General features: G+C 59.7%; 25 protein-coding genes. 8 read left to right on the forward strand and 17 right to left on the reverse strand.

Annotated features, from left to right (window positions below; genetic code table 11):
* Positions 1 to 103: 103 nt before the first annotated feature.
* Both RT614_RS05170 and RT614_RS05175 read right to left on the reverse strand, forming a co-directional pair.
* Positions 104 to 1,384 carry a hypothetical protein gene (locus RT614_RS05170; protein WP_313620778.1) on the reverse strand — a complete coding sequence of 427 codons (1,281 nt, stop codon included), beginning with the start codon at positions 1,382 to 1,384 and terminating at the stop codon, positions 104 to 106.
* Positions 1,381 to 2,268 carry a hypothetical protein gene (locus RT614_RS05175; protein WP_313620780.1) on the reverse strand — a complete coding sequence of 296 codons (888 nt, stop codon included), beginning with the start codon at positions 2,266 to 2,268 and terminating at the stop codon, positions 1,381 to 1,383. Before RT614_RS05175 ends, RT614_RS05170 begins: the two co-directional genes overlap by 4 nt.
* A 193-nt stretch (positions 2,269 to 2,461) precedes the next feature.
* Between RT614_RS05175 and RT614_RS05180 the strand changes: the two genes are divergently transcribed.
* Positions 2,462 to 3,103: a hypothetical protein gene (locus tag RT614_RS05180; RefSeq protein WP_313620781.1), complete on the forward strand. Its 642-nt coding sequence runs from the start codon at positions 2,462 to 2,464 to the stop codon at positions 3,101 to 3,103.
* 76 nt (positions 3,104 to 3,179) lie between these two features.
* Here RT614_RS05180 and RT614_RS05185 read toward each other — a convergent pair whose 3' ends face one another.
* Positions 3,180 to 4,202: a hypothetical protein gene (locus tag RT614_RS05185; protein WP_313620783.1), complete on the reverse strand. Its 1,023-nt coding sequence runs from the start codon at positions 4,200 to 4,202 to the stop codon at positions 3,180 to 3,182.
* 377 nt (positions 4,203 to 4,579) lie between these two features.
* Between RT614_RS05185 and RT614_RS05190 the strand changes: the two genes are divergently transcribed.
* Positions 4,580 to 5,395, forward strand: coding sequence for a SprT-like domain-containing protein (locus tag RT614_RS05190; protein ID WP_313620784.1), 816 nt, complete (start codon positions 4,580 to 4,582; stop codon positions 5,393 to 5,395).
* Positions 5,396 to 5,467: 72 nt separating this feature from the next.
* Positions 5,468 to 6,094 carry a hypothetical protein gene (locus RT614_RS05195; protein ID WP_076515757.1) on the forward strand — a complete coding sequence of 209 codons (627 nt, stop codon included), beginning with the start codon at positions 5,468 to 5,470 and terminating at the stop codon, positions 6,092 to 6,094.
* A 138-nt stretch (positions 6,095 to 6,232) separates the two neighbouring features.
* On the opposite strand, the gene RT614_RS05200 is transcribed toward RT614_RS05195, so the two are convergent.
* The 3 genes from RT614_RS05200 to RT614_RS05210 form a co-directional block, all read right to left on the reverse strand.
* Positions 6,233 to 6,361 (reverse strand): hypothetical protein, encoded by a 129-nt coding sequence (locus RT614_RS05200; protein WP_255376753.1) that lies wholly within the window; start codon positions 6,359 to 6,361, stop codon positions 6,233 to 6,235.
* A 1-nt stretch (position 6,362) separates the two neighbouring features.
* Positions 6,363 to 6,707, reverse strand: coding sequence for a hypothetical protein (locus RT614_RS05205; RefSeq protein WP_054470961.1), 345 nt, complete (start codon positions 6,705 to 6,707; stop codon positions 6,363 to 6,365).
* A gap of 87 nt (positions 6,708 to 6,794) precedes the next feature.
* Positions 6,795 to 7,295: an antirestriction protein gene (locus tag RT614_RS05210; RefSeq protein WP_313620788.1), complete on the reverse strand. Its 501-nt coding sequence runs from the start codon at positions 7,293 to 7,295 to the stop codon at positions 6,795 to 6,797.
* Between the two features lie 192 nt (positions 7,296 to 7,487).
* Here RT614_RS05210 and RT614_RS05215 point away from each other — a divergent pair, with 192 nt between their 5' ends.
* Together RT614_RS05215 and RT614_RS05220 are read left to right on the forward strand one after the other, a co-directional pair.
* A complete protein-coding gene (locus tag RT614_RS05215; protein ID WP_313620789.1) occupies positions 7,488 to 7,817 on the forward strand; it encodes a hypothetical protein in 330 nt (109 codons plus the stop codon).
* Positions 7,818 to 8,102: 285 nt separating this feature from the next.
* Positions 8,103 to 8,552: a hypothetical protein gene (locus RT614_RS05220; protein WP_313620790.1), complete on the forward strand. Its 450-nt coding sequence runs from the start codon at positions 8,103 to 8,105 to the stop codon at positions 8,550 to 8,552.
* Positions 8,553 to 8,759: 207 nt separating this feature from the next.
* Here RT614_RS05220 and RT614_RS05225 read toward each other — a convergent pair whose 3' ends face one another.
* The 9 genes from RT614_RS05225 to RT614_RS05265 form a co-directional block, all read right to left on the reverse strand.
* Positions 8,760 to 9,008, reverse strand: a complete 249-nt coding sequence (locus tag RT614_RS05225; protein ID WP_076515777.1) for a helix-turn-helix transcriptional regulator — start codon at positions 9,006 to 9,008, stop codon at positions 8,760 to 8,762.
* A gap of 59 nt (positions 9,009 to 9,067) precedes the next feature.
* Positions 9,068 to 9,976 carry a recombination-associated protein RdgC gene (locus tag RT614_RS05230; RefSeq protein ID WP_313620792.1) on the reverse strand — a complete coding sequence of 303 codons (909 nt, stop codon included), beginning with the start codon at positions 9,974 to 9,976 and terminating at the stop codon, positions 9,068 to 9,070.
* 700 nt (positions 9,977 to 10,676) lie between these two features.
* Positions 10,677 to 11,594 (reverse strand): DNA cytosine methyltransferase, encoded by a 918-nt coding sequence (locus RT614_RS05235; RefSeq protein ID WP_313620794.1) that lies wholly within the window; start codon positions 11,592 to 11,594, stop codon positions 10,677 to 10,679.
* Positions 11,595 to 11,604: 10 nt separating this feature from the next.
* Positions 11,605 to 12,009 carry a hypothetical protein gene (locus tag RT614_RS05240; protein ID WP_313620796.1) on the reverse strand — a complete coding sequence of 135 codons (405 nt, stop codon included), beginning with the start codon at positions 12,007 to 12,009 and terminating at the stop codon, positions 11,605 to 11,607.
* A gap of 487 nt (positions 12,010 to 12,496) precedes the next feature.
* Positions 12,497 to 12,811 (reverse strand): hypothetical protein, encoded by a 315-nt coding sequence (locus RT614_RS05245; RefSeq protein WP_313620797.1) that lies wholly within the window; start codon positions 12,809 to 12,811, stop codon positions 12,497 to 12,499.
* On the reverse strand, positions 12,811 to 13,227 hold the full coding sequence (locus RT614_RS05250; RefSeq protein WP_313620799.1) for a hypothetical protein: 417 nt from the start codon (positions 13,225 to 13,227) through the stop codon (positions 12,811 to 12,813). Before RT614_RS05250 ends, RT614_RS05245 begins: the two co-directional genes overlap by 1 nt.
* Positions 13,228 to 13,544: 317 nt before the next feature.
* A complete protein-coding gene (locus RT614_RS05255; protein WP_313620801.1) occupies positions 13,545 to 14,588 on the reverse strand; it encodes a hypothetical protein in 1,044 nt (347 codons plus the stop codon).
* A gap of 161 nt (positions 14,589 to 14,749) precedes the next feature.
* Complete coding sequence (locus tag RT614_RS05260; RefSeq protein ID WP_313620802.1) at positions 14,750 to 15,052, reverse strand: hypothetical protein; 303 nt, start codon at positions 15,050 to 15,052, stop codon at positions 14,750 to 14,752.
* Positions 15,027 to 15,350: a hypothetical protein gene (locus RT614_RS05265; RefSeq protein WP_313620804.1), complete on the reverse strand. Its 324-nt coding sequence runs from the start codon at positions 15,348 to 15,350 to the stop codon at positions 15,027 to 15,029. The genes RT614_RS05260 and RT614_RS05265 overlap by 26 nt, the downstream gene beginning before the upstream one ends.
* A 265-nt stretch (positions 15,351 to 15,615) precedes the next feature.
* On the opposite strand from RT614_RS05265, the gene RT614_RS05270 reads away from it, so the two are divergent.
* Positions 15,616 to 15,759, forward strand: coding sequence for a hypothetical protein (locus RT614_RS05270; RefSeq protein ID WP_313620805.1), 144 nt, complete (start codon positions 15,616 to 15,618; stop codon positions 15,757 to 15,759).
* On the opposite strand, the gene RT614_RS05275 is transcribed toward RT614_RS05270, so the two are convergent.
* Together RT614_RS05275 and RT614_RS05280 are read right to left on the reverse strand one after the other, a co-directional pair.
* A complete protein-coding gene (locus tag RT614_RS05275; RefSeq protein ID WP_313620806.1) occupies positions 15,731 to 18,274 on the reverse strand; it encodes a UvrD-helicase domain-containing protein in 2,544 nt (847 codons plus the stop codon). The two genes, RT614_RS05270 and RT614_RS05275, sit on opposite strands and share 29 nt — an antisense overlap.
* A gap of 1,540 nt (positions 18,275 to 19,814) precedes the next feature.
* The gene (locus RT614_RS05280) at positions 19,815 to 20,330 is read right to left on the reverse strand and encodes a hypothetical protein (protein WP_054470942.1); all 516 of its coding nucleotides are present in this window, start codon (positions 20,328 to 20,330) and stop codon (positions 19,815 to 19,817) included.
* Between the two features lie 453 nt (positions 20,331 to 20,783).
* Here RT614_RS05280 and RT614_RS05285 point away from each other — a divergent pair, with 453 nt between their 5' ends.
* A complete protein-coding gene (locus tag RT614_RS05285; RefSeq protein ID WP_054470941.1) occupies positions 20,784 to 21,668 on the forward strand; it encodes a hypothetical protein in 885 nt (294 codons plus the stop codon).
* Positions 21,669 to 22,192: 524 nt separating this feature from the next.
* On the forward strand, positions 22,193 to 22,801 hold the full coding sequence (locus RT614_RS05290; RefSeq protein ID WP_313620808.1) for a hypothetical protein: 609 nt from the start codon (positions 22,193 to 22,195) through the stop codon (positions 22,799 to 22,801).
* Positions 22,802 to 23,334 lie beyond the last annotated feature (533 nt).

The following is a 23,334-nucleotide window of genomic DNA, read 5'->3' on the forward strand; positions in this document are numbered from 1 at the left end:
TCCTTCGGGAAATGACAGATTTCGCTAGATCGGCAGGGCGGAAGAGCCTTGTCTTATCCGATCAACGGTAGGTAGACGACATCCACCGGTGGCAGGTAGCGGACTAAGTGGCAAGGTGGCGGATATGCGAATGCCGCCCCAGCACCGCTGGAATGATGGTCAACAGGCGGGCCGACTTCGGCTCAATGATGGCAACGTTGTTGTCGTTGCCGCTGACCGCCAGCAACGCGCCTCCCCCAAGGAATGCGCATCCCCGGGGATCCGGCACGCCGAAACGAAGGGATGACCGAATCTCCGGCCTGTCCCAGCCATCCCACTTCATCCACAAGGTCTGCGATGCGGCGAATGTCGCGACCGATAGGCCGAGCGAATCGCTCCTCGCAAAGCTTTGGCCACGTCGCTGCGTCGTTGCCGAGGTTTCGAACTTGGTCCCTACCCCCTTCAAGCGATCGACGCGGTGCACGGGCAGCGGTAACTCGAAGAGTCCGCTTTCGATCTCTACCGGCAGGAGCGAGGCACTCTCACGGACCTGCGCCAGCGCGGGCGTTACTTGGTCAGCCTGAAAGCACGAGAGCCGCTGAGCTTGCATCTGCATGACCAGCACCGCTCCCTCTCCATCGGGGCAAAGGTGCGTGGCTACGCCGTCCGTAGGAAGCGCCCAGTTGCTTTCGACCGCCAACGTGTGTTTGTTGAGGAACGCCACGCTAGGCGCCGCCACATCGAACAGGAGATTGCACGCGCTGCTCGCGAGATCGGCATTCGTCACACGCGGTCGGTCACCATAGTGGGCAACGGCGATCCAGTCACCGCAATCGACCACGTCATGCGGGCGTATACCGCCCGAGGCAACGCGCGTAATTTCCTTCCCTCTGGCGTCCACATACAACAGCCACCCCCCTTCGAGCGGGGCCGTCGTGGATTCAGCTGCGATAAGCGCCCCCGCGCCGTAGGCCAATCCATGGCCGCGGAACGTCACACCAGCATATCGTCGCGACTCCCGGCTCGTGAAGTCGTTCGAGAAGATCTCGACCAACTCCCGGGACTCATGACCGATCGCCAGAATGGTCCCCTCGGGATTGCTCGCCGGCACAACCAGGTCATGGAGGTTCGGAGAGTCGGACGGAACATACACGGGGGCTTCCCCGTTCACACCGAGCACCGCGATCGCGCCACTCGCGCCGCCGACGGCGAGGGGCGGAAGCGGCGCGGTGCTGTAGGAAAGGACACAGATGCGCCCATGCGGCAATCCATCCGCGACGTGGGGCGCAATCTGCGCCGTATTGGCTCTGCTGAACGCAGGAAGCCCCGCGACTAGTGAAGCGCCGAGCATCTTGCCCATAGCGCGTCGACGACTGAAGTCGGCGGGTCCCTTGCGGCCGCTCATGCTTGTTGCTCGGGCGCTTCAGGCATCGTCGACACGAGTTCTCTCGGCAGGTACTCCGTGAGCCAGGGATATAGTCCGGGCTCACCGATCAGGCCAGAGTCGAAGTCAAGGCGCTCGATGTCTCCGATCGCCTTGATGATAGGCACACGGCGCACGTCCGGTTCTGCGTCTGCGTCCGGCGACGGTGTCGTCTTCACCTTCACGTACAGTTCACCCATGGCATGAATGGCCAGGGGTCCGTTGCGCTTGGCCTTACGAATGGCCGTGTAAAACGGCCCCGCTTGGCGGCCATAGATGCGTATCGGGATGCACTTGTCGGCATTTTCGAATTGCCGCAGCAGCAGCACGAGCTTGTCGCCGGTAGGCTCCTGGGTTTCCGGGTGGGGCTCGCCGCGTTCGAACTCCATCGCGTGCACGAAGCCCGCCAGCCGGATGACGTTCGATCGCTTACGCTGGGCGCGATCGATTTTGTACGTGAATGCGTCCTGTCGGCCGGGTTCGGCACCGGCCGCGTTCAGGATGGCGCCGTTCATCCGCTTCGCATAGTCGCGCAGGTCATCCCCACGCAAGTCGCGGACGCTCGGCGCCTGGAAGTGCAGAGCCTTCAAGGTGAGGTTGTAATCGCCATCAATGAGGTCGGAGCGTACCAACGCTGTGACGGCGATCACGTCGCCGGGCTTGAAGTACTTCGGCAGACCCACGCCCTTGCTCACGTCGAATTCGAACGAGACGCGGTAGTGCGGGCTCTTGTTGGAGATAAGGATCTCGCATCGGCCCGCCTCACGGTCGGCGGAGAAAAGCTCTCCGACCAACCAGACTGCGTTCATCATCCCGTTCGTGTACGCGAACGAGCGCGGAGATACTGCGGCTTCGGCAGAAAGCATGTGGGCTCCTTTCTTTGCTCGGTTCCAAGGTAGACATTGCGCGGTGCCACAATACGCGCTGTTTTTATTTCATACAATGAGGAACGAACAAAAACGACTTTTAGGGCCCAAAAATTTGGTTTAGACGCTTGACTGATGCACAATGCGTGTCAATTAGCCTGATGATATTTATTTCATCGATCGGAGACTGCGCATGGCACGCAAGGACCAAAATGCCCAATTCGAACTACCCGCCTCTTCTGGCACTAAAAGGCCGCAGCGTGGCCGCCCCCGGCGCTCTTCCGCCGACGATCCTCCGCGGTCCACGGGACCGGACAATTGGCCAGGGGTACCTCTCGTACAGCGGATCCGCGAAAAGCTCGCAGATCCACGTTGCGAACTCAATCTCACCACCCTCGCTACTCGACTGGGCCTCACACAAGGCGCTCTGACTGCGATTCTTACCGGCCAGCGCGCGACCCTTTCTCTCGTCCGCGATAAGGAACGGGGCGCCTGGCTGGCAGCGTGGCTTGGCATCCCTCAGTTCTGGCTGCGTGTGCTCGCAGGCGACATCGACCATTCAGAATTGCGGTGTCAGATCGGGTTGGATGAGCAGCTGTGGCTCACCGCCCAGAAACTACAGGCCGACCCGAAATGGGTGGGATACGCGCCCCCGTCTAAACAGTACTGGGATTCGCTCCCGCTCGCTCAACGTCTCTTGGTGGTGGAGCTGTACGAGTGGGGATGCACGATGGAGCGCAAACTCCTGATGGCAGACGCAGGTGTAGCGACCGCCCACCCGGCAAAGACAAGGCAAGGCAAGTCCGACCGCGAGCCCGTTGTCCAGGAACTGTGAGCCCCGCGCGAAAGGCTGTAGGAGGAGACGTCGGGACCGCCCCGCCCTCCTCCTGCGGCGAACGCTGACGTCAAGCTCATGCTAGCGATTGTTGCTCCCCTTGAGCGCCAACGTCGCCGGCGTTTTCCGCCCCCGCAGTCGGCTGTTTGCGCGAACGCTTCTCCATGGCTTCCGTGACTTGCAAGTGCGTCTCGCGGAATGCTTCAAGCGCCGATTTGCTGATTTTCACCGTGACCAGGTCGGCTTCATCTTCCAGACCCGGAATTTCGGCGGTCTCGCCCTGCAGGAACCCTTGAAGATACGGCGCGACCTTCGTCATTGCGTCGTAGAGGTTCGGCACGTATCGCGGAGGGACCTTGGGCCCGGTCGAAAGAACCTTGCGGGTCACCCTCGCTTGACCCATGGAATCCGCGATCTTGAGCCCCTCCAGGAGGCGCTCCTCCGCTTTGTCGCCATGTGACTTGAGGAATTGGACCGCCACGGCGGCCGACACCTTGTCCTCGATCACCATCTGTCGGATTCGGCTCGGGGCGCCCATCAGCGAGAGCAAATCGTTGACGTACTGCTCGCTGTAGCCAAAACGACGGGCAATTTCGGATACCGACACCTGATATCCGATCATCCGCTTCATCAAAATGCCCAGCTCGTAGGGTGCGAGCGGTGTGCCCTCTTGGGCATTAGCTTGAGCCACGGTGAGGTCAACCATGGTCGTGCCCTTGGGCAGCACGATCATGGGAATACGCTCGATCTTCGCTCCGTGCTCCCGCGCCCATCCAGTCGCATGATATCGGGTATGCCCCTCGGTCAGGTAGAGCACGTCCAGGCCGCCTTCGCGCGCAACATAGCCCTGGACGGGCTTGTCCGGCGCATAGCCGTTGGCGAGGATCAGGCCACCGATGTACGCGACCCGCTTCCGCCATTTTTCGTTGTTGATGCGGGGCTGCCATCCAGGAATCAGGCGGATCTGCTCATACGGCACATTCCAGAGGTCCGAGCTCTTCGCGCCCGCGGCGTCCATGCTCGCTTTCACATTGCCTCGCACGAGTTCGCGATCGACGGTCGTCGGCGGAAGTTGGTCATCGAGCACTTGGTCATTCATGGCGTTCTCCTTGGCCTTTGTAAGGCGCTGACGCAGACGGCCTCGATAACTGAATGGGCTCGCTGCGGATGGTTGGGCGATGCGCCCATAAGGGCCGAGCAAAGCTACTTTTGAAGAATTATAAATTGGCGCTTTATTCAACGTAAAGCATCAATTAATATTAGCCTGACCAAAAGATGTATCCATGCCTCGTTGAATTTGGTTCTGCCAATGAAAAACGCCCCAAACCGTGGAACGGCCGGGGCGCTAGTCTCGTCGGATGAAGCGACTTGGAGAGAGTCGTTGACGATGCACAACGAGCGATGCATCGAGTGGAATTAAAGCATAGCTAAATTTGCTCCGTAAGGGGCAAGCACGCCAAATTTTGCGACATGACCATGCCAACCGAATTTATCGAACCGTCCGCGAATGGCCCAACTGCTGAGGCGTACGGCGAACTGTACGTGGCGTTCGAGCATTTCAACCGGACCATGTTCGACGCGCAGCTCCCACCGTGCCTCATAACGCTGCAACGGCGCAAAGGCACCTATGGCTACTTCTCGAAGGGCCGCTTCGTACGACGAGGCACGGGCGACATGGTCGACGAAATTGCTTTGAACCCGGCCTACTTCGCAAGTCAGACGATCAAGAACACGCTCTCCACCCTGGTTCACGAACAAGTCCACCAATGGCAGCGCCATTTCGGGAGCTTCAGCCGGCGCGGGTACCACAACAAGGAATGGGCGGACAAAATGGAATCCATCGGACTAATCCCGTCCCACACGGGCAAGCCAGGCGGGCGCAAGACGGGTCAGCAGATGGATCATTACATCGAGGCCGGCGGCGCCTTCGACTTGGCTTGCGACTCGCTGCTCACCCGCGAATTCACGCTTTCCTGGCTCGATCGTTTTCCTGCCGAGCGGCTTCCTGTCGGTCCTACGCCGGTTGCCACGACCATTCCGCCGGCCACGTCAGACGCGCTGACGACGACACCCGGAATCACATCGACGGCATACCTAGGGCTAGGTCGGGCCGAATCCGTACTTGCGCTTCCCTCGGGCGATCCGGTCAATCGGTCCAACCGCGTCAAATACCGATGCGCGACTTGCCTCACTCAGGTTTGGGGAAAGCCCAATCTGAAGCTTAGGTGCGGTATCCCGATGTGCCGCAACGCCCCCTTCGAGGAGTGCGGAGCAATTACGCAATGCCCATAGCACATAACGCCATTCCCATCACTCAAAGCGCCTTACTGACACCCAACGGGAAACCTCCCAGACGACTCCATCATGAGCACCGAACCCGCTACCCAGAAGCGCCTAACCGTGCGCGAGCTGCAAACCATCCTCACCGATTGCGATCCAGACGCGATCGTGGATTTGACTCTGCCGGGCTTCATCGACGTGAGCGATAAACAAATTGTTGACGATCCTGATCTAGTGAGCGATGCGTACGGCTTCGTGCCGCATGTCGAGGCCTTCTACAGGACCGGGAAAGACATGCCCTATGAGCACTTTTTCGGCGACGACGGCGCCCCCCGTCCGGGCGTAAAGCCTAATGCAGTGTCCATCGCCATTCCCCGGGACGACGTCGAAAAGCTGTACCGAGACCGCAAGCGTGCCATCGAGCTCGACGATCCCGCGTTGGAGCCGGAGCCAGCGACCGCCGACGCCAACACCGTTATCGTGGACGTGCGACTCTCGCGAGAGCTTCACACCACCATCCGACAGTTGTTGCGCCAGCTCAACGGCTCGCACCAGGTCAAGATAGAGCAAGGCTGCACACATGGCCTGCTAACCGTTGCGGGTGCGCTGGAAATGCTTGCGGAAGACCTCGGCATGGTCGGGAGCCGGCCCGGTTCCTGGGAAGGCTCAAACATGGCCCAGGTGCTCGCTTCACACGGCTACGACAATTGAGCGGCATCCTCGCCGGGCTCGCCCACGCTGGCACATGCACGCCTGCCCCGGCAGGAGTGCCTTCGTGGAGAACTGACCGCCCCCTGTCGAGGGCAAAAAAAAACCCTCGAACGAATCGAGGGTTTTCCGGGCGACGTGTCACGCTGGATGGTGACCCGACTCGCGCTGTTTCTCACGGTCAGTCTTCACGACGTTGTTGGCGACGAACAGGCCGAAACCAACGACGGCCGCAAGGACGCCAAGCATTACAGCGGTTCCGAGATCCATATCAGTCTCCTTGCTTCGTGCCGTAGAACAAACTGGCCAGAGCCAATGATAGCACCATCCCAAGGGACAGCCCAACCAACTTTACGTACAACACCCACGTTGCCGCACCCCAGTTTGTTTCAAACGCCACAGTAGCGGCCCCGACACAACTGGCGATCGCAACACCCACAAAGAACTGGCCGAAGGCCTCTCTTTGCTTGCCTACGGGGTAGGTCAACGAGCGCCAAAGAGGCCCAAACAGGTTCCTTTTCAGGTTGCCGAACATCTCCCGCGTGGGCGGGTGGTAGAACTCCGCCACTAGCCACATTAGGGCCAGGGGGCTGAGAATCAAGAACGCAATAAGCATCACCCCTCCTAGATACAGATAGTAACATCCGCGCACGCACGAGGCCCGTGCGGTGCCGGAATCTCTCTCAGTAGCCCTAGGTCGTCTTCATGCCCCGGTGGCTGGCTCCCGCCAATAAAAAACCCGGTTCCAGAATGGAACCGGGTTGGGGTCAGTCAATGGCCTGGAGGATCTCGCGCGCCTCAGCATGGCCGCACGCGAAATCTCGCAGAGCCATGTACAGGTCGAGATGGTTTTCTGTTGGCTTTGGCACGCAAGCGCGTAGAAGCCAAAAAGGCACGCAATGATGCCCGCCGCCTCCACCGATACCTCGCCGCTATAGCCGTTCATCGCCTGCACGACGCGAACGCGCTCCTTCTGCATGGAGGGCACCATGAAGAAGCCCCCATTCGACAGCTCGAAAAACTCCCAATAGCCGCCGCGGTATTCGCTGCACAGCATTTCCATGTGGTTGTACACCTGCGCCTCGCCGATCATGAGGTACCGGAGGCCAGGCCCAAAGTACTTGGGAAGGATCGACAGTCGTCGATCCCCAGACACCTTAGTCGCCTGAATGACGTCCGTACCCTCTTCAACTGCTGCATTCATACTCTCTCTCCAAAAGGTCCGGCGGAATGCCGGGTTGCCGATTGAAGGTATGTGGTCTGCATTCCTCGGTGGATGCCTTGGCACGCCCTACCCCCGAAAAAAAGCGCCTGGAATGGACGGAATGGCAGACTACTGTATATTTATACAGTAACGGAGACTCTGGTATGCCCCACGACAAACATCCGCCCCCCCTTGACGTTCGCCCAGATCAGGGCACTTTTCGACGCTGATCCAACGGATGCCGCCCGCGCATACTGTTGGGAGATTGCGCGGCTTCACGCCCATCTCCTTGCGGCCTTTCGGGTCTATGAGTACTGCCAGGAAATGTGGCAAGAGGCCGTGCGCAACGGCGAACAGATGAAGGTGATGCCCGGCTCCCTGCTACTGATGGAACACAAATCAGCGCTGCTACGGGAACCCTGCGTGCAGGCCCGTCTTGATGAGCAATGGAAGGACCGGGACAAGCCGTTCACGAGGTACTACCCGGTCAGAGATCTGGATCAGCGCCCAGACCGTGTCTGACGCCTACTGCTGGTGCTGGCCATCGTTGACCTCCATTCCGCTCGGAGCTGACCGGCATGCTTGAGCTGACCAGCGGCAGCATGCGACCCATAGCAGCCGGTCAGGATGGGCTCCTAACGGCCGAGTGCAGCCGACGGCGAAACCAGACTCCCTGCGGTGCGCCTTGTGATCACCCTACCAGCATTACCATCAAGTGGGGGTACGATTCCGACCATACCAAAGCGGCTGTAGTGACTGTATCTTCAGCTCGTCAAAGGCCGCCCGTCACTCAAGACTAGGTTTCACATGCCAGAAGTCGCGCTCGTTCCAAAGTTCTTGAAATCATTCGCCGCAGAGCACGGGCTCAAAGTTCACGACTGTCTCTACGGCGCTATTGAAATTGGAGGCGAGTTTCCGATTCAGCAATCCGCTGCCGCCGTGTACGGGATCTGGGCTCACATGCCCGCAGCCCCCATGACCGGGCTAGCCCAAGTGCCGGGCTTTCCCGACTGGTACCCTGTTTACTGGGGCAAAGACATCTCACCAGTTAGCCGAATCAAGGCCCACGTTCAAGGGCACAGGAACGGTAATATCGGCCTGCCGAACATCGCTGAACTGAGGGGCGCACGCCTAGTGTTCGGCGCCGTTTTAGTTTCGGAATACCAACGCTTTGAGGCCCTCCTGCACCAGCATTGCCCTCCCTTCAAGGGAACGCCATCACTCGGACGTCAGAGCACGGTGGTGAGGGTACGGTGAGAGCTAACACCACAATCGACACCGACGTCCCATTGGCGGACTATCGCCCGCTCACTGTCTGTTGGTCATTTCTTGGGTGCTCCGCTAATGGCCGAACTCAGCCGGTCACGACCAGAAGCTTGGTCAGCCGCAATCGGCACAGGTGGTCAGTTCAACCGGAATACGCACCTACCCGGCGGTGCACCGTTGCCGGAGCCAAGGCGACGCTTAGGAATGTGATTTACGTCCTGTCGCCGCGAGCGCTTCAAGTCCAAATTGGACGAGATAAGGCGCCGGCTTCCCTTCGTCCTCTGCCAAGTAGTAGCGCATCATCCGCACCGACACCCCGAGACGTCGCGCGGCCTCTTGTTGGCTCAAACCTGCCTCGTCCAATAACCGCCGCAGATAGTTGGGATCTGGATTGTGGCGCTCCACGTTGGGACTGGAAACCAGCACTGCATCATTATCCTGCTTCATGTACTTTCCTCGCGATATCCGGGGCCGAGATGACCAGACTTTTGTAGGCCGCTCCAGCTTCAGTCTTCGAAGTCGCAGCCGTCCAAACAATTCGTCAATGCGGCGAGCAATCCTGCTAACTCGCCCGCCATTAAAGCAAAGCTCGCGTCGAACATCTCTTCATCGTCCCGCCCATCAGAGGGCAGATCCTTCTTAAGAACATCCAGGGCCCGCAGGCGGCGCAAAGTCAGATCCTCGGTCAACATGAACGAGATTTTATCGGCCCACGTCATCGCCAGCTGCGTGCATTGCTTGCCTTGCTCGATGTGCCTTCTGGCGTCGACGGTCTCGATTGAATGCCGCACCCATCGAATTGCGCCCTGGCCGCGCCCCCGCGATCGCAGCTCTGCATCCTGATCAATCGAGAACCCATGGGGTGCCTCGCCTTCGAGAACCCACTCTGTCATTGCCAGACCTGGCGCGGTCTGGACTTGCAACGGCTCGACAGCAAACGGGTCGACAGTCTTGCTGAGAAGCGACAACACCTCATCCGCGCGCTTCGAAGAAGCAGTATCGACAACCAGCCAACCATTACGGCGATCGATCCATACATCGGCATCGCGCATTTGAAGAAACGCCTTCGGAAGAAGCTCCTCCAGCACACGGTCCTTGATGTCCTTCAACTGTCTCCGCCCAGGCTTGTACCCTTGGCGATGCTCGATCAATGCCGAGACCTCCTTAACACGCTGCTTCACCACAGCGGGAGGTAGGATTCGTTTAGCCGTCCTCATACGTATAAGCCAGTTGCCCCCCACGACACGGGCCCTACTTTTGCCCGCTCCAGCGCGAAGCCAACCTCGCCCTTCACGCCCGCTTTCAGGCATCGCGAAGGCCTGCCGGCCGAGCTGCTCCTCCAGTACTTCGGTGGAGCTGGCGATGTCTTCCTGCGCTCTGTAAAGATGGGCATTCTTGAAGAAGATATGGTTCATCGAACGCGTCCAGGTTGCGATACTCGCTGAGTCGACCGCGCTTCGCTCCACACTGCGCGCACGTACCAGAAGAGCCAATGCCCGCGCCGCCATGCTGTCCTGGTGGCTAGAGTGCGCTGCCTCGATTCAGCCGCACATACCCCGACGCCGTGGAGCTCTGCCAACCTCGCCATCAATTCAAGCATGCGCCCGCGTCCGTCGTGCTCCCGGTATGCCACGTACATCGACTCCACTCCCGCGCGCCTCCACGCCGCCAACAGCCCCGACAAATAGACGTAGGTCGATGGCGCAACGAAGCGGAAATGACGCGCTCCAACCTCGCTCATGCAATGGTCCAGCGGAACGTGAAGCACGCCACGAAGCCGTCCGATCGACGCAGCATCGCAATCACGGTATATCAATCGCAAACTCCACATCAGAGCGAAGCCCTCGATGCGCGACAAGCGCTTTATCGACGTCAGAATCTGCGACTGGCCTAGGCCAATCAACTCCACCCCGTGAATGAAATCGAAGGAGGTCCAACTTGCTTTGGTGAGTTTCACGTTTTTTCCTCCACGCACAAAGATCCACCGGTTTCACCGCGACTGCGGCACGTCGCCCCTCAATCAGGCGAAACCGAGCAAAGAAAGAGTGTTTCTGGCCACTGAAGCGGCCCAGGCCCGGGGAGGCCAGCCTTCAACTAGCGCCCCCGGGTATTTACTCAGGCAGCCCTCCGCAGCGCGGATATCGCCTCGAACGCCATAGGCGGCGGATTCGCATTTCCAAGCATGTGCAGAGCCACCGCTTGATTCGCTGGAAGGATGTAGCTCTTCCTGAAGCCCATGGCCGCTCTGTTCTCAGCAATCGTGAGCATGCGCATCCTATCCCCGTCCACTACCGCCCAACGTGCGCGAGTGGTGACAGTGCCCAAGGGGCGATCGAGCGAGCGCCCGGTCAATCCCGACCCGGATCCGTAGTAGGGCATCACGAATCGCTCGCCGAAAGCGTGTCTTGCGTTACGAACTCGGTCGAGAGTTTTTTCTGACCGCCCAGGACGCTGGATGAGCGACCAGCTTCCCGCTTCGAAGTCAATCACCTCGCCGATCGCACGATGCTCGCGTTTCGGGGACTCCAGCTTGATGGGATGTCGACTGCGCGTCCCCACGATCAGCAGACGCTTTCGATGCTGCGGCACACCACAGTCCGCGGCGTCCCAAATCATCGGTGACAACGTATAGCCCAGTGCGGCCATGGCGGCGCACCACGCGGGATACAGAGCCCATTGTGCGAAGGCAGGTACGTTCTCCACCAGAACGAAAGGCGGCCGATGGCATTCGACGGCCGACACTACGGCCCATGCCGTGGCTCGCGCTGCGTCGTGATGCGGCTTGTCCTTACCCCGTGCTGGTGTGTGCCCCGTACACGCAGGCGAGGCCATGAAAAGGTCGTGCGCCGGAGCCTTGGTCCAGTCGGCCTGGTGAACGTCCTGGCAGATATGCGCTGCTTCCGGGTGATTGGCTGCATGAGTATCCACAGCGGAACGCCAGTGGTTGGCGCACCAAGTGACCTTGATGCCAGCCATGCGCGCCCCCTCTGTGTTTCCCCCCATTCCTGCGAAGCAGTCGATCGCGGTCTCCATGGTCGTCACCTCAAACAGCGACACGCACGGAACGCACGGCATAGCCCGCAGCCTGGACCACTTCGCGAGCTCGTTCAGCATCCTCAGCGGCCGCGTCGACCCAGATGCGATGACCGACCTCCACCCGAAAGAGTCCCTTGGAATCCGGCTCGCAAATTCGCGCCGCACAACCCGCGAACTCGGTCACCTTCTCGAACGGAAACAGCTGGAAAAAGGGATCTGCCAAGGCACTGCCGCGATAGCCCATGACAGACTTCACTTGGTCCGTGTTCAAGCCCACCTCGGCCTGCAAGAACTGCGACATCTCCTCGTCGCTCGAAACGTCGTTATTGCAGAGTTGATCGTTCACCCATTGACGCTGCACGTTCAACAGGGAATCTAGGCAAGCAGGGATGGTCGTTGCTGATTCAAGCATTACTCTCTCCAGGGTCGCGGCACAGACTTTACATTCTTCGTGCCTTTATTTAAATCACCCTAGAATTATATAGGCAATGATTGCCTATTAAAACCATATCCTGTAACAGGCATTGCGCGGCAATAGCATCATTGCGAGGACTGTGTACCGAATTCGCCTACGCGTATGCGGCCCAATCAGCACACCGGAAGATGCGCAAGGTGCCATGCACAATCCCAGCCGCCTCGCAGGCCCCGATATACGCCTCCTGAGCCTATTCAAGAAAATCGGCCCTGTAGACCACTTCGTCTGGGAACCACCCGTACCAAGGTCGACGACCTTGAACCGGCAGGTGTGGCGCAGCCATCCATTGATGAGCGCCCCCGCGAAGTGAGCCGGACCCGACTTGCGGTCATCCATGCCGCCCTCCATCACCTTCCGAAGCTATGACGTACTCCAGTCTTGCGCGCCGCGATGGCGCGGCCTTCGGCTTTATCTGAGCTCATAGTCAGCCCTGTGGCGTTCGGATGTTGCCGCGAATGGAGTCATAGACCCCGACAACGAGCTCTGCGCGGAAGGCCTTGGCGCGATCGCTCTGGCCGTCGCGCAGTTCCTCTAAAAACGCGCTGGTGTGATCTCGCCACGCGACCACGCCCGCGCGGATGTACTCCTCTTGTTCCGCAGCGCTCATCGCGTCGGGGATCCTTCCGCTTTCCGTATGGCGAGCGTGATTTGCGCAGAGGAATGCCACAAGGTGATGCAGAGCGTTCGCATCGAGGCCAAACTGCGACGCCATCTTCTGGACTTCTGCGTTCCGGTCCATCAGGCTTGCTCTCGGTCGTCGTAGGCTGCGCGCAGCGCGTCGTAGCAAACAGCGAAGCGAGACGCGGCACGACCGCATGCGTCCGGAAACTCTTCGCCGGTCGCCACACGCTCGATCAGCTCGGCCAGCGCGGCGTCCAAGCAGCCGCCCATGGTGGTACCGGCGAGCGGCAAGCCGCAGCTGGCAGCGTATTCATGTGCCGGCACTCGCGCGACCACCGGAAATTCAGCCGCGCCCCACTGGCGCGGATCGTTGTCGGAAGCGAACTTTTCGGCTTGGCTTTTCGTAGCGAAACCATCGCTGACCTTCGCAACATTGACAGGCGGGAGGCTGCCGACCTGGCGGGTATGCGCCGGGACGGTCACCACAAACACGGGCTTGTTCCGCATCTTGCGAAGCGTCGAGATAAGGATCATGGCGGAGACTCCTATGGGGGGGATTCCAGCGGGCGGCACATAGGCAACCCAGCGACAAATTAACATTTGCAGAAGGTTTATTTAAACCATACAAATATTATATAGGCATCTATTGCCTACCATGACCGCAAAGTGTTACTCGCCTGGGCACGCGGTCGCAGCTGGCCGCTGCCTTTCCTTTTGCACTAACCCGTGGCGACAATGGGGCGCATTCGCTCGCGGGCACGTCAAGCCGCGCACGTACCCACCGGGCAAAAGGGAAAGGGGTCGACGGCGGCAGGCTCTGTCGGGGGGCACGTCCGCCCCCCCCGGCGCCATCACATCAAGCAGAGCAAAAGGTCAGAGTTCTGCTCTTCGACCTTACGCGGTGCTGGGCAAGCCTCGCGCGTAACATCCTCTGCCGGGCGCGGCGAATCCTCTTCTTCCTCGTCGAAGTCACCCTCTTCGTCGTCGTCCGGATAGTCCTCATCGTCGTCCTCGTCGGATGCGCCCTCGGCGATCGCACGCGCAAGGCTGTAGGATCCGGAGTCGTCAAAGAAGACCAAAGCTCCGTCGAGAACGCATTTGACGCCCCTTACGCTGACGACAAGGCCGCGCCGGTCTCCCCGTTCCAGCGCCCCCGAATCCCAGGCACGGCATTGCTCCTCATAGGTGAAGGTCTCGCCTTGCCATTGCGCGAGCGGCACAAAGGACCATCCCTCGCATTCGCTGTATTCCCCGCAATGGAACATCCCGTCGTTGACGTACCCTCGCCCGCCGTAATTGAAGGTCGCCACGCCCGCCGGCCCCTTAGGGCTGTAGGCGATTTTGTCCGCGCTGTACGCGGGGGCCCATATTTGCATGGGCACTTTGTGGCGTTGCATGTGGTCGCGGTAGCTATCAAGGAAGACCAAAGCGCGTCCCATGTGGAACACCAGTTCGTGGCGAGTCTCGCTCCAGCGGGTTAGCACAAGGCTGCCAACTCCGTCGCAATGCAGCGCCGTGGTGCTGTAGTGCCTTGCAAAGCGGCTTTTCGCGCACTGGTGGGGGTGCGCCCCCGGCTGCTCCATCACCGCGCGACAATGCTCTTCGAAGATGGCTATCGCATCTTCTGTCGCGTCCAGGGGGATTGCGGGCGAGCGATCACGGCACAGGAGGCCGAACACAGCGTCTTCGCGGCGAAGCTCGCTTAGCAGGCACTCCGCCCCTTCTGCGTACATCGCGCGCACCGCCAGCGGAATGTCATCGAACCCCCGCGCGACGACCTGCTCCAGCCGGACAATCGCGTCTTCCAGGGGCAGAACTTCCCCCAGCCACGTTCCGGGAGCGGCTGCGCGAAAGACTTCCTCGGCGGCTCCAAGATCAAAACCCAATTGCGACATATGACCTCCAGGTGAGTTGCATCTGTTCGGCGTAGCTCGCCGGTACAGTGAAATGATATAGGCAATAGTTGCCTACCTGGATACTCGTTTGTTTCGGTGCGGCTCGGCCAATGTGCATAGCGCAAAGCGCATTGCTGTTTGCACTATGAACAGGTCCGCCGCTATGCACTGAGTCGGGATAGGAACGCATCCAGCGCCTGCACCGCGTTGACGGCCATACCGCGATGGACTCGCCCGTCATTCATGCGAGCCGCGATCGCTTTCGCCATATCCCGCGCAAACCGGGTTGCATAAGGAGGCAACACCTCGCGTGGTCGGCAGATGCATTCATCGGTCACGTCGAACGCATAAGAGCGCCCGCCGCATTGCACGATGTAGGCCAGTTGAGTCCCTGAACTGAGGATGTGGAGGCGCACGCGCAGGGCCTCCGCCCGCGCGTCAGCGAGTGAACATGCCTTTGCCATGATTCTTTCCACCGCATGAACATTCGCAACGCATGACCTTTCCTCGGGCGGTCATGCACCGCGCATCGCACTCATGGCGCGACGGGAAAGCCTTGTATTCGATCATGCGGGTTACCGGCAGGGGATCACCGCCCCCGGCGATGGGATATGCAACCCGCATCGAGAAGCCGTCATAGCGGATCCCTTTGACGCCCGGAAACCTGGCTGCGAACTCGGCATTGGGCATGCCGAACATTCCGCGTCCTTGCAACGCGACCGTATCCGCGCCTTGGTCGCTGAAATACTTGATATTGGCCATGAGAACATCCTCGCTACATATAGGCAACTATTGCCTATTATGAGGATCATCATGGCCATTGTCCGCCAGCGCTTGTAACTATCCGCCTCGCGCGGGGAGACGCGTTAGCGTGAGGGCGTATACCCTCTGCTGGACCATCCTCGACACCGAAGCGCCCCCCGGCGAGAATCGACCGGACTCTTCTTTTGCCCAGGTCTTAACCTTTGCTCTCGCTGCGGCCTCCGAGCCAACCAAACGCACGAGCACTTCGAAAAGCAGTTTGTCCATGGACACAAAGCTCGGCCTGGTGCCGGTGCTGCCGCTCCCCGCGACCACCGCGGCCGTGCGCTGGTACTTGATGCGCACAAAGCCTTCCTCGTTCTCGCACGCTGTCGCTCTGCTCATCGACGGCCTCCTTTTCCAGCGGTAATGCCTGCGCGTTTGAGGTGGACGTCAGCCCGTGCCAGGTTCGCGCGCATTTGATCGAGCGTTTGCTCGGGGTTTGAACCAGAGGGTTTGATCGAGGCTTTGGAACGGGTTTGAAGAAGGCCGTCTAGCTCTTCAAACAAGCTGCCTGGGCGAGGATTAGCGACCGCCCAGTTCACAGTGTGCATGGCACGCGTGATGGCAACGTAGACCAGCCTACGCGCTTCGTCTCTCTGCGATTGATCGTAGTCGCCCAATCCCGCCAGCTTGTACAACTGGGTGCGAATGGGATGCGGAGCAGGAGCGGAAACGTCGCCCAGTATCGCGGCATGCTCGGCCTCCAGGCCCTTCGCGCCATGAATGGTCAGGTACTGGCAACGTGCGCTCTGTGGCTTGACTTCCTTGAGAACCGTGTTGGTTCTCGCCATCACCATACCGTCCGCACCCAGCCCAGCGAGAGCACGATAATCCGCGGCATCGTCGACCTTCGTCATGCTCACGGGCATGCCAAAGTCTTTGGCCGGGCCTTTGGCGACCGCCGGCGGCTTGCTCAGTTTGTAAGCAACGCGATCAAGCATCATCTCGGCAGTCTGAACGATTTCCGAGGATGAACGATAGTTCGCCAACAACACAAGCTGGCTCGGCTCGAACCCTGGAGAGAAGTACTTTGCGAAGTCGATGAAGAAGTTGGGCGACGCTCCGCGCCAGCCATATATCGATTGGTAATCGTCGCCCACGACCATAAACGAGCTGGGCAGCTTCGGATTCGAACTCCGGTCGGCCGCCAGCTGTCGATCACGGAGAGCGCGGATCCACTTCACGAAATTCAAGGAGATGTCCTGGAACTCGTCGATCAAAAGATGACGGGAGTTACGCAAGGCGTCCGCTGGCAGCCGCGCCATGCCTGCGGCGCCCCCGAGCTGCGCAAATACCTCGCCGGTCGTTGTCATGCCGTTGGCCTGGATTTCCTCCATCAATGCGGGCCAGAAACGGGCCAACCCCTCCACGAAGAGCCTGTCCACGCCTTTGAGCTCGGGCGCAATTTTGACGCAGGCCTTCGCGACATCGAGCCCGAGGCATTGAATGAACTGAGCCTCTGCCCAGAATGCCTCAAACACCCAGCGGGGCTGGAATTCGCCTTCAAGCTGCACCTGGAACTGCGGGAAGCCGTGGAAAGCCCCCAGTGAGTATCGGACTTGCTCGGCAAGGTGCGCCAGCTGAGCGGGTTCTGAGATCCAGATAATCGGCATCGTCGCCGGGATATCTTGCAGATACCCTACCTTAAAGGCGGACGTCACAGCCATGATCATCGTGTCGCCCCCGGTTGAGAACCATCGGGGCGTCTTTAGATCCGCCACTTCCCGGGGTATCCCGAGGATTACGCGGGGGGCCGGCTGGCCCGGGGCCGCCAGGCTGGGCACAGTCGCGTTGGAATACCATGGGCCGGCGGCCGGATTAGCTCGGGCATATGCTGGATTGCTACCCAAGTAAAGCGGTTCGACCTTAAACGCAATTCCGCTTGCGTCGAGCTCGGAGCGGTACTTCTCGCACCACAAATCGTAAATCTCTTGCGTCCGAGCCTCATCCCGCGCTTGGTTTAGCTTGACACGCGGCACCCGCTTTTCAGCCTCCCCGGCTCTGGGCTGTGCGAACAGAAAGGCCCTTTCAAGCCCGATGACCGCCTGTTTGAAGGCCGGGTCAGCATCCAGCAACTTGCCGCCCACCTCACGCAAAATCTCGGGCAAAACCGGCAGTTCATCGAGCTTGGCGATGGGCGCGAACGGCGTATCTGGCGAGTCCTCGTCCTCATCATCAGCTGGAGCTCCCGGTTCACCGGCGTCGTCCAGCATGTGCGGGTCTTTGACAGGGGATTTTTTCGGTATCCGGTCCGCGGTGTTGACGTTCAGCCCAGCCGCCCGCGCCTGGCGGAACGCGAGCGAGTGAAAGGTGCGTACCCTCGCTTCGATCAGCCGCTTGCTGATGGTTGGCTCAAAAAGCTGGGCATTAGAAAGCAGCTTTTTGATGAAATCGTCTCGCGACTTGTTCGTGAACGTGACGACCGTGATCTCGTCCCAGGCCGCCCCCAGGTAATAGCGAAGCACGATGACGCGTAGCGCAAGCGTCGTCGACTTCCCAGAGCCAGCCCCGGCCGCCACGCGCACGCATGTCGATGGCGTAAGGATCATCTTCCATTGCTCATCCGAGGGGAGGGCTCGGCCTGCTCGTTCGAGTCGGTGACTGAGTTCAGCCCGTATTTCGCGCTGCCTTTCGGCTGCCAACAAGCTCGGGGGTGGCGGAGGAGGAGGAGGAGGAGGCACCACAGGAGCGACGATCGGCGTAGGCGACTGTGCGCCCCGCTCCCCTCCCAAACTCCCCGCCAAAGGTTGCGCTCGCGGCGCAGTTCGCTTTTCGACCCGCTGAGGCGCTTTCCGGGTGCGATCCTTCCAGAAGTACGCGCCCCCGGCGCAAATAGCCACAAGGGCAAGCGCAGCTGCGCTGAGTTCCAACCAAATCAACATTGCCTCCTGTAAACCCGGCGGGTTATTGCTGGGTTGTTTTGATGTCCAAATGGGCCGCCTCGCCCACGTCCGATCCTTCAGGCGCTACGCGCGCCCCCTCGTAAAAAACCCGGTGGGTTTTGTTTGGGTTTCACCCGGGTATCCGTCTGGATACCTACTCCAAACCCGCAGGAACACCGGCTTCCCGCATTCCAATCACTACCTCCTCCAGCCTTGCGTAAAAAACCCAGTGGGTTTCGAAAACTATCCCAGCGGCTTTCACGAATGCGCCAGAGGCCAATCAAGCGCCCTCATCCATGCCTCTTCCCGCTTCAAATACCCGATCAAAAACCCAGCAAAAACCCAGCCGGTTTGTCCTGGGATAGCGGCAGGTTCAATCCCGGTTTTTGCTGAAATCCGAGCTCGAACCCGAGGCAAAGCTCCCAATCCCATTACCAATCCCAATCCCATATCTTGACTGGCTACGCCAGTGTCAACGCCGCTTCGCGCCGTCGACCTGCCCGTGATGCTGGTGGACCGCCAAACCCCGAGCCCCCTCCGCTCAAACGCCCGCCAAAGCGGATATCGCAAGCTTGGTGGGGCGTTCCGCGCACGCCCAAGGGGTTGCATACCCCCTTCCCCGACGACGCCTTAAATCGATTTCGATGCACAAACAATTGTCGCCAACCCGCGCAAGTGCAAAACAGGGAGCACCGGGCAAAAAAAGCAGGTCCAGGGCCGAGAGAAATCTTTTCCCCTTGCCGGGCAAGGGAAACCTGACTACAGGACGCCAAGAAGCGCATTTGCACAATGAGGTAGGTTGGCCCGGGGTAGGTATAACCTATTATCCCTATGAGACCAAGACGAGCAGACAAGAACCAGCTTTTGGAATGTGCAATCCAAAATGGGAACTTCTAGGGAAGACGGGAGAGGAGCAAGGGGCGGAAGGTATCGCCACTGCCGAGGCACGATCCAATCCAGCAACAGCGTATCCCACGTGCAGCGGGACGCATGCCCTGGGATGCCACTGTGACGCATAGCCGCCTGAAAGCCGTTAACAGACGACAGTGATCAATGGTGGATAGCCAGATGACTGCTGGCACAGCATAACGTATAGGGCCGCCAAGCTGAAGGGGAAGCCAAGGCCCTTGGCTAGGCCAGTAGAGCCGTGACAGTAGGCTGTGGCCAAGCAGCGGTGTCCGCCTGCACCTGCCTACCCCCATCAAAGCGCTGCGCCGCTGAGTGGTGCCTTTGTGTGGGGGTATGGGTAGCTCTAGCGATCAGCATATGGGTAGAGAATGCCTGCGCTGTGTGTATGGACGTCGCGTAGTTGGGAGTCAGCGTAGCCAGGCATCCGTACGTGCGCATGCTCTCCGCGGCAGAGACCACTGAAGAATCGCCCATAAGAGCCAAGGCCCTTTGACCGCCTCGCAGAGGCGGGCATTTGCCAGGGAATTTGCTAGGGGATTTGAAGTGGTGAAAGCTGGAGAGAACTCAGGCGCCGTTGACCAGCACGACGAGGGCAGGCCCGACCGGCTACTGATGCACCGTTGGCATCGCCTCAGACCTCGCCCTTTGACTGGGGATTTGCTGCGGGACGCTGGATCTTATCCAGCATGGACTCCATTTCGTCGAGCCAATGCAATGTGGCTGGCAACAACCCGCCAACCCCAGAGGAGAAGCGTTGCAGCAATGTTCCTATCCTCGCGCGCTTGTCGAGTAATCGATCGACCTCCTGACATACCTTGGACACCGCTTCTGAATTGGCCTCGAAGTCCTTGGACCGGCGCCGGCTTCGGGAAGCAGTCCCTTTCCGCAACGCGACCGACCACCAAACGCTCTCGTTGTTCTTGCGCAGCCATTTAACAACCTGGGGCGTCAACGTCCTTCTATCCTCGCCCTCCCCCCTGACACCCACGAGTCGCCATTCGACGCGAAGCTTCCCGGGCAACGCCGGCTGCAAGGCGTCCAGCAGTTGGTCCAGCCTGCGCAGGGCATCATCTATGCGGACGATCACTTGTCTCATGTCTTCGACCCGCTGCGCAGCGTTGTCGGCGGCTGTTCGGTACGTATTCATCTGACGGACCCTCGGGTCCCTACTAGGTTAAGCAAACTGTGACCCCCTCGTTCCCGTAATAGGACCTTTCCCAAGCAATATTTAGCCATCCTCACCGGGGTGTTGGGAACCCCCGGACCCGAAATTCCGGCCGCGAATTTGCCGCAGGAAATTCCCATTGCAGTATGACTAATGACCATTGGCCAATGTGATCGTCACCTCATGACTCGGCCTCAGCAGAACCCGACGGTCAACACCGCCAAAGGGGTGTCACCCCCTCCTGCTTCACCGGCGGGACGGGGTCCCCCCCCGGGGTCAACGACGCCATGATTACGCCCGAAACTCCCGCTCTCGGGCCACTGCGCTTGGCGCCCGAGAGCGGCGCTCTAGGGAACTCAGACGCTCCACCGCGAGATGTCTTCGACTTGGCTGGGATCGGATTCCAACCCAACCCATTTTGTCGAGGTATCACTCATGTTCAAAACGTCCGTTTGCTCTTATCCGGACAGAGGAAGCTACGGCAATAGCCGTTATCGCGGAAACTGCTCAGGACACGTCATCAAGGATTTCGTTGAAACTTACCTTCCAAGGCTGGACGGGCTGTTTGCCGATCCGAGCATCGGCAGCGGCACGAGCGCGCACGTGGCTGCCGAGTTGCGCGTGCGCTTCAAGGGCACCGACCTGCATCAAGGCTTTGATCTGCTCCGGGACGACTTCCGCGCCTTTCTGGGCGAAGATGCGGCAGCAGTGTGGTGGCATCCTCCGTACTGGGACATGATCCACTACAGCGGCTCGCAGTGGGGAAATGTCCCACACCCGAGCGATATGAGCCGAATGACTTTGCCGGATTTCACCGAAGCCCTGGCGGTATCGTTGATGAACATCCACGACGCATGCGCTCCAAATGGACACTACGGCGTGCTGATGGGAAATCTACGGCGAGAGGGACGCTACTACAACCTATCCTCGCTCGTTGAACGCATCGCACCAGGCCGGCTAGTGGACGAGATCATTAAGCTCCAGCACCAATGCAGCAGCGACCGAAAACACTACGCGAATTCCTTCGTGCGGATCGGCCACGAAAAACTGTTGGTGTTTAGGAAAGCCGGCGGCCGTGCGTTCAGTATGCTCGTCCGCATTCAACGACGGGTCGACAACATCGTTGCTGCGACGTGGCGATCCGCGGTCCGGCGCGCGCTCCACGGTCGCTCGCCCGTCCCACTGGATCAGATCTACGCGGCCATGGAGCCCTATGCGATGTCCCGCGAGAATGTCCACTGGAAGGCGAAGGTGCGCCAAGTTCTCCAGGACGAACGGTTTTTCGTCCGCGTCTCCCTCGGCGTATATCAGCTCGCCTAAATGGCAAATGCCTACTGACACTTGTCAGTAGGCATTTTTTTGTTCGTACCGGACCACAAAGGAACTACGAGCAAACTTACCTGAAAATATCGGCAGCGATAAGGTCGTCAACGAGCTTGTCGCCCGTCATGTGACGCAAGTCAGGAGGAAGAAGCCCCTCCGCTCGATCAGACTCAGGCGCACGAGCTGCGGCATCCCCTGCTCCAATGATGAGGTAGCCTACTTCGCCAGTTCCCAGGTCACTGTTCGGAAGGGGGACGACCGATACAGTCGCGTGCCGGCTTTCAAGGTCAGCCACCAATCGGTGCACCTCGCGCGCGACACCCTCCGACGTCGCACCGTTCCGCACGACGTACTTCAGCACGGTAGCCACATGGGCCTCCTAACAGAATTTTCACCGATTGTAGACCTTGCTGGCAGCTGGGCACACCAACAACTGTAACCCCGCTGCCACCTTCAGATGCCGATCACATAGGACCACTAGGATATCGCCGATGTAACATTCGACAATACAGGAGAGCCCAATGAGCGCGACAAAGGACGTGAGCATAGAGCGAGAGATCGACCCCCAGCGGGAGTTTGCCTTGGACGGATCCTTCGCTTCGTCCGAAGCCGAGGGATTCCATCACGGTTCAGTGACTGAAGTGGGCGCGGAGTCTGCGTTTGGCGGCAAGGCGCGTGCATCAACGCGGGCGTCAAAAGAACCGGAGGATGACGAGAGCGCACTCGCTCGGGCCCGCGCCCGAGAAGACCTCGTCGACGAAGCCAGGTCGTCCCTTGCTAAGAAGTACACCGCCGAGGCGAACAAACTGGTCGAGGAAGGCCAGAAGCACCGCGCAGACGCATCTCGTCTTGTAGCAGAAGTTCCGCGCATCGCCGCGGAGACCCAAAGGCTGCACGCTGATGCACAGCGGTTACATGCAGAGACCGCGAACACGAAGGTCGATACCTTGCAAAAGAAGTTTGGCATGGTAGTAGGACTCGTGCTTGTCGCAGTTTTTCTTGTCATTCTCGTCACCACCGCGCTTGGCCGCGACAAAGATATCGCAGCCAAGACTGGTCAGTTTCGAAGCGACGCGCAAGACAGCCGAAAGGCATTTCAAGAGGATCTTGCTAAACGCATGAAGCAATAAGCAGCACATACCGACATCCCCTGGATGTCGGTTTTTTTTTACCCACGCTCTCGAAGTGAACGCAACGGAGGCAAAAAAAAGCCCCGCAGTTTGCGGGGCATGCTTGCCGCGGTGAGTCAGTCGCGTTTGGGCCGAACATTACGACCTTGCTGACCGTCAAACAGCCGGCCTCCAGGCGCATCCTGTCTACTGGGCGAGCTACCTTCGGCATCCTGCGGATCAGAGGACCAGACAACCTCGCTTCTTTCGAACGATCGAGGCGCCGCAGCGGCCGCGCCAGCGCCCAGCCCACCACCGATTTCTGTTCCGGCGGTGAGATTACGTGCCATGGGCACTTGGCTTCCCCCCCCTTCGGAGGCCGACGATGGTCCCATTGTCGTCGTCTGAATGGGAGTGGCGCTGGCTGGAGCAGTCGGACGATCACCCGCGATAGGCGCAGCGTCCCCACGGAGCTGCCCATCGAACACCGGCGCCGCTACCGGCGTCTGTACGGGACTGGCGCTGGACGGACCATTCTGACGATCACCCGCGAT

This window comes from Achromobacter sp. (assembly GCF_032102605.1).
GTDB lineage: Bacteria > Pseudomonadota > Gammaproteobacteria > Burkholderiales > Burkholderiaceae_B > Achromobacter.

Bases quoted from the DNA above. Each gene is read 5' to 3' on its own strand.
- RT614_RS05255 (WP_313620801.1), bottom strand. From the start codon at position 14,588: ATGTCGCAATTGGGTTTTGATCTTGGAGCCGCCGAGGAAGTCTTTCGC.
- RT614_RS05250 (WP_313620799.1), bottom strand. From the start codon at position 13,227: ATGATCCTTATCTCGACGCTTCGCAAGATGCGGAACAAGCCCGTGTTT.
- RT614_RS05270 (WP_313620805.1), top strand. From the start codon at position 15,616: ATGGACACAAAGCTCGGCCTGGTGCCGGTGCTGCCGCTCCCCGCGACC.
- RT614_RS05225 (WP_076515777.1), bottom strand. From the start codon at position 9,008: ATGAAGCAGGATAATGATGCAGTGCTGGTTTCCAGTCCCAACGTGGAG.
- RT614_RS05210 (WP_313620788.1), bottom strand. From the start codon at position 7,295: ATGAATGCAGCAGTTGAAGAGGGTACGGACGTCATTCAGGCGACTAAG.
- RT614_RS05275 (WP_313620806.1), bottom strand. From the start codon at position 18,274: ATGTTGATTTGGTTGGAACTCAGCGCAGCTGCGCTTGCCCTTGTGGCT.
- RT614_RS05185 (WP_313620783.1), bottom strand. From the start codon at position 4,202: ATGAATGACCAAGTGCTCGATGACCAACTTCCGCCGACGACCGTCGAT.
- RT614_RS05205 (WP_054470961.1), bottom strand. From the start codon at position 6,707: ATGCTTATTGCGTTCTTGATTCTCAGCCCCCTGGCCCTAATGTGGCTA.
- RT614_RS05290 (WP_313620808.1), top strand. From the start codon at position 22,193: ATGAGCGCGACAAAGGACGTGAGCATAGAGCGAGAGATCGACCCCCAG.
- RT614_RS05245 (WP_313620797.1), bottom strand. From the start codon at position 12,811: ATGGACCGGAACGCAGAAGTCCAGAAGATGGCGTCGCAGTTTGGCCTC.
- RT614_RS05175 (WP_313620780.1), bottom strand. From the start codon at position 2,268: ATGCTTTCTGCCGAAGCCGCAGTATCTCCGCGCTCGTTCGCGTACACG.
- RT614_RS05280 (WP_054470942.1), bottom strand. From the start codon at position 20,330: ATGAATACGTACCGAACAGCCGCCGACAACGCTGCGCAGCGGGTCGAA.
- RT614_RS05180 (WP_313620781.1), top strand. From the start codon at position 2,462: ATGGCACGCAAGGACCAAAATGCCCAATTCGAACTACCCGCCTCTTCT.
- RT614_RS05170 (WP_313620778.1), bottom strand. From the start codon at position 1,384: ATGAGCGGCCGCAAGGGACCCGCCGACTTCAGTCGTCGACGCGCTATG.
- RT614_RS05260 (WP_313620802.1), bottom strand. From the start codon at position 15,052: ATGGCAAAGGCATGTTCACTCGCTGACGCGCGGGCGGAGGCCCTGCGC.
- RT614_RS05265 (WP_313620804.1), bottom strand. From the start codon at position 15,350: ATGGCCAATATCAAGTATTTCAGCGACCAAGGCGCGGATACGGTCGCG.
- RT614_RS05195 (WP_076515757.1), top strand. From the start codon at position 5,468: ATGAGCACCGAACCCGCTACCCAGAAGCGCCTAACCGTGCGCGAGCTG.
- RT614_RS05190 (WP_313620784.1), top strand. From the start codon at position 4,580: ATGCCAACCGAATTTATCGAACCGTCCGCGAATGGCCCAACTGCTGAG.
- RT614_RS05220 (WP_313620790.1), top strand. From the start codon at position 8,103: ATGCCAGAAGTCGCGCTCGTTCCAAAGTTCTTGAAATCATTCGCCGCA.
- RT614_RS05240 (WP_313620796.1), bottom strand. From the start codon at position 12,009: ATGCTTGAATCAGCAACGACCATCCCTGCTTGCCTAGATTCCCTGTTG.
- RT614_RS05285 (WP_054470941.1), top strand. From the start codon at position 20,784: ATGTTCAAAACGTCCGTTTGCTCTTATCCGGACAGAGGAAGCTACGGC.
- RT614_RS05230 (WP_313620792.1), bottom strand. From the start codon at position 9,976: ATGAACCATATCTTCTTCAAGAATGCCCATCTTTACAGAGCGCAGGAA.
- RT614_RS05235 (WP_313620794.1), bottom strand. From the start codon at position 11,594: ATGGAGACCGCGATCGACTGCTTCGCAGGAATGGGGGGAAACACAGAG.
- RT614_RS05200 (WP_255376753.1), bottom strand. From the start codon at position 6,361: ATGGATCTCGGAACCGCTGTAATGCTTGGCGTCCTTGCGGCCGTCGTT.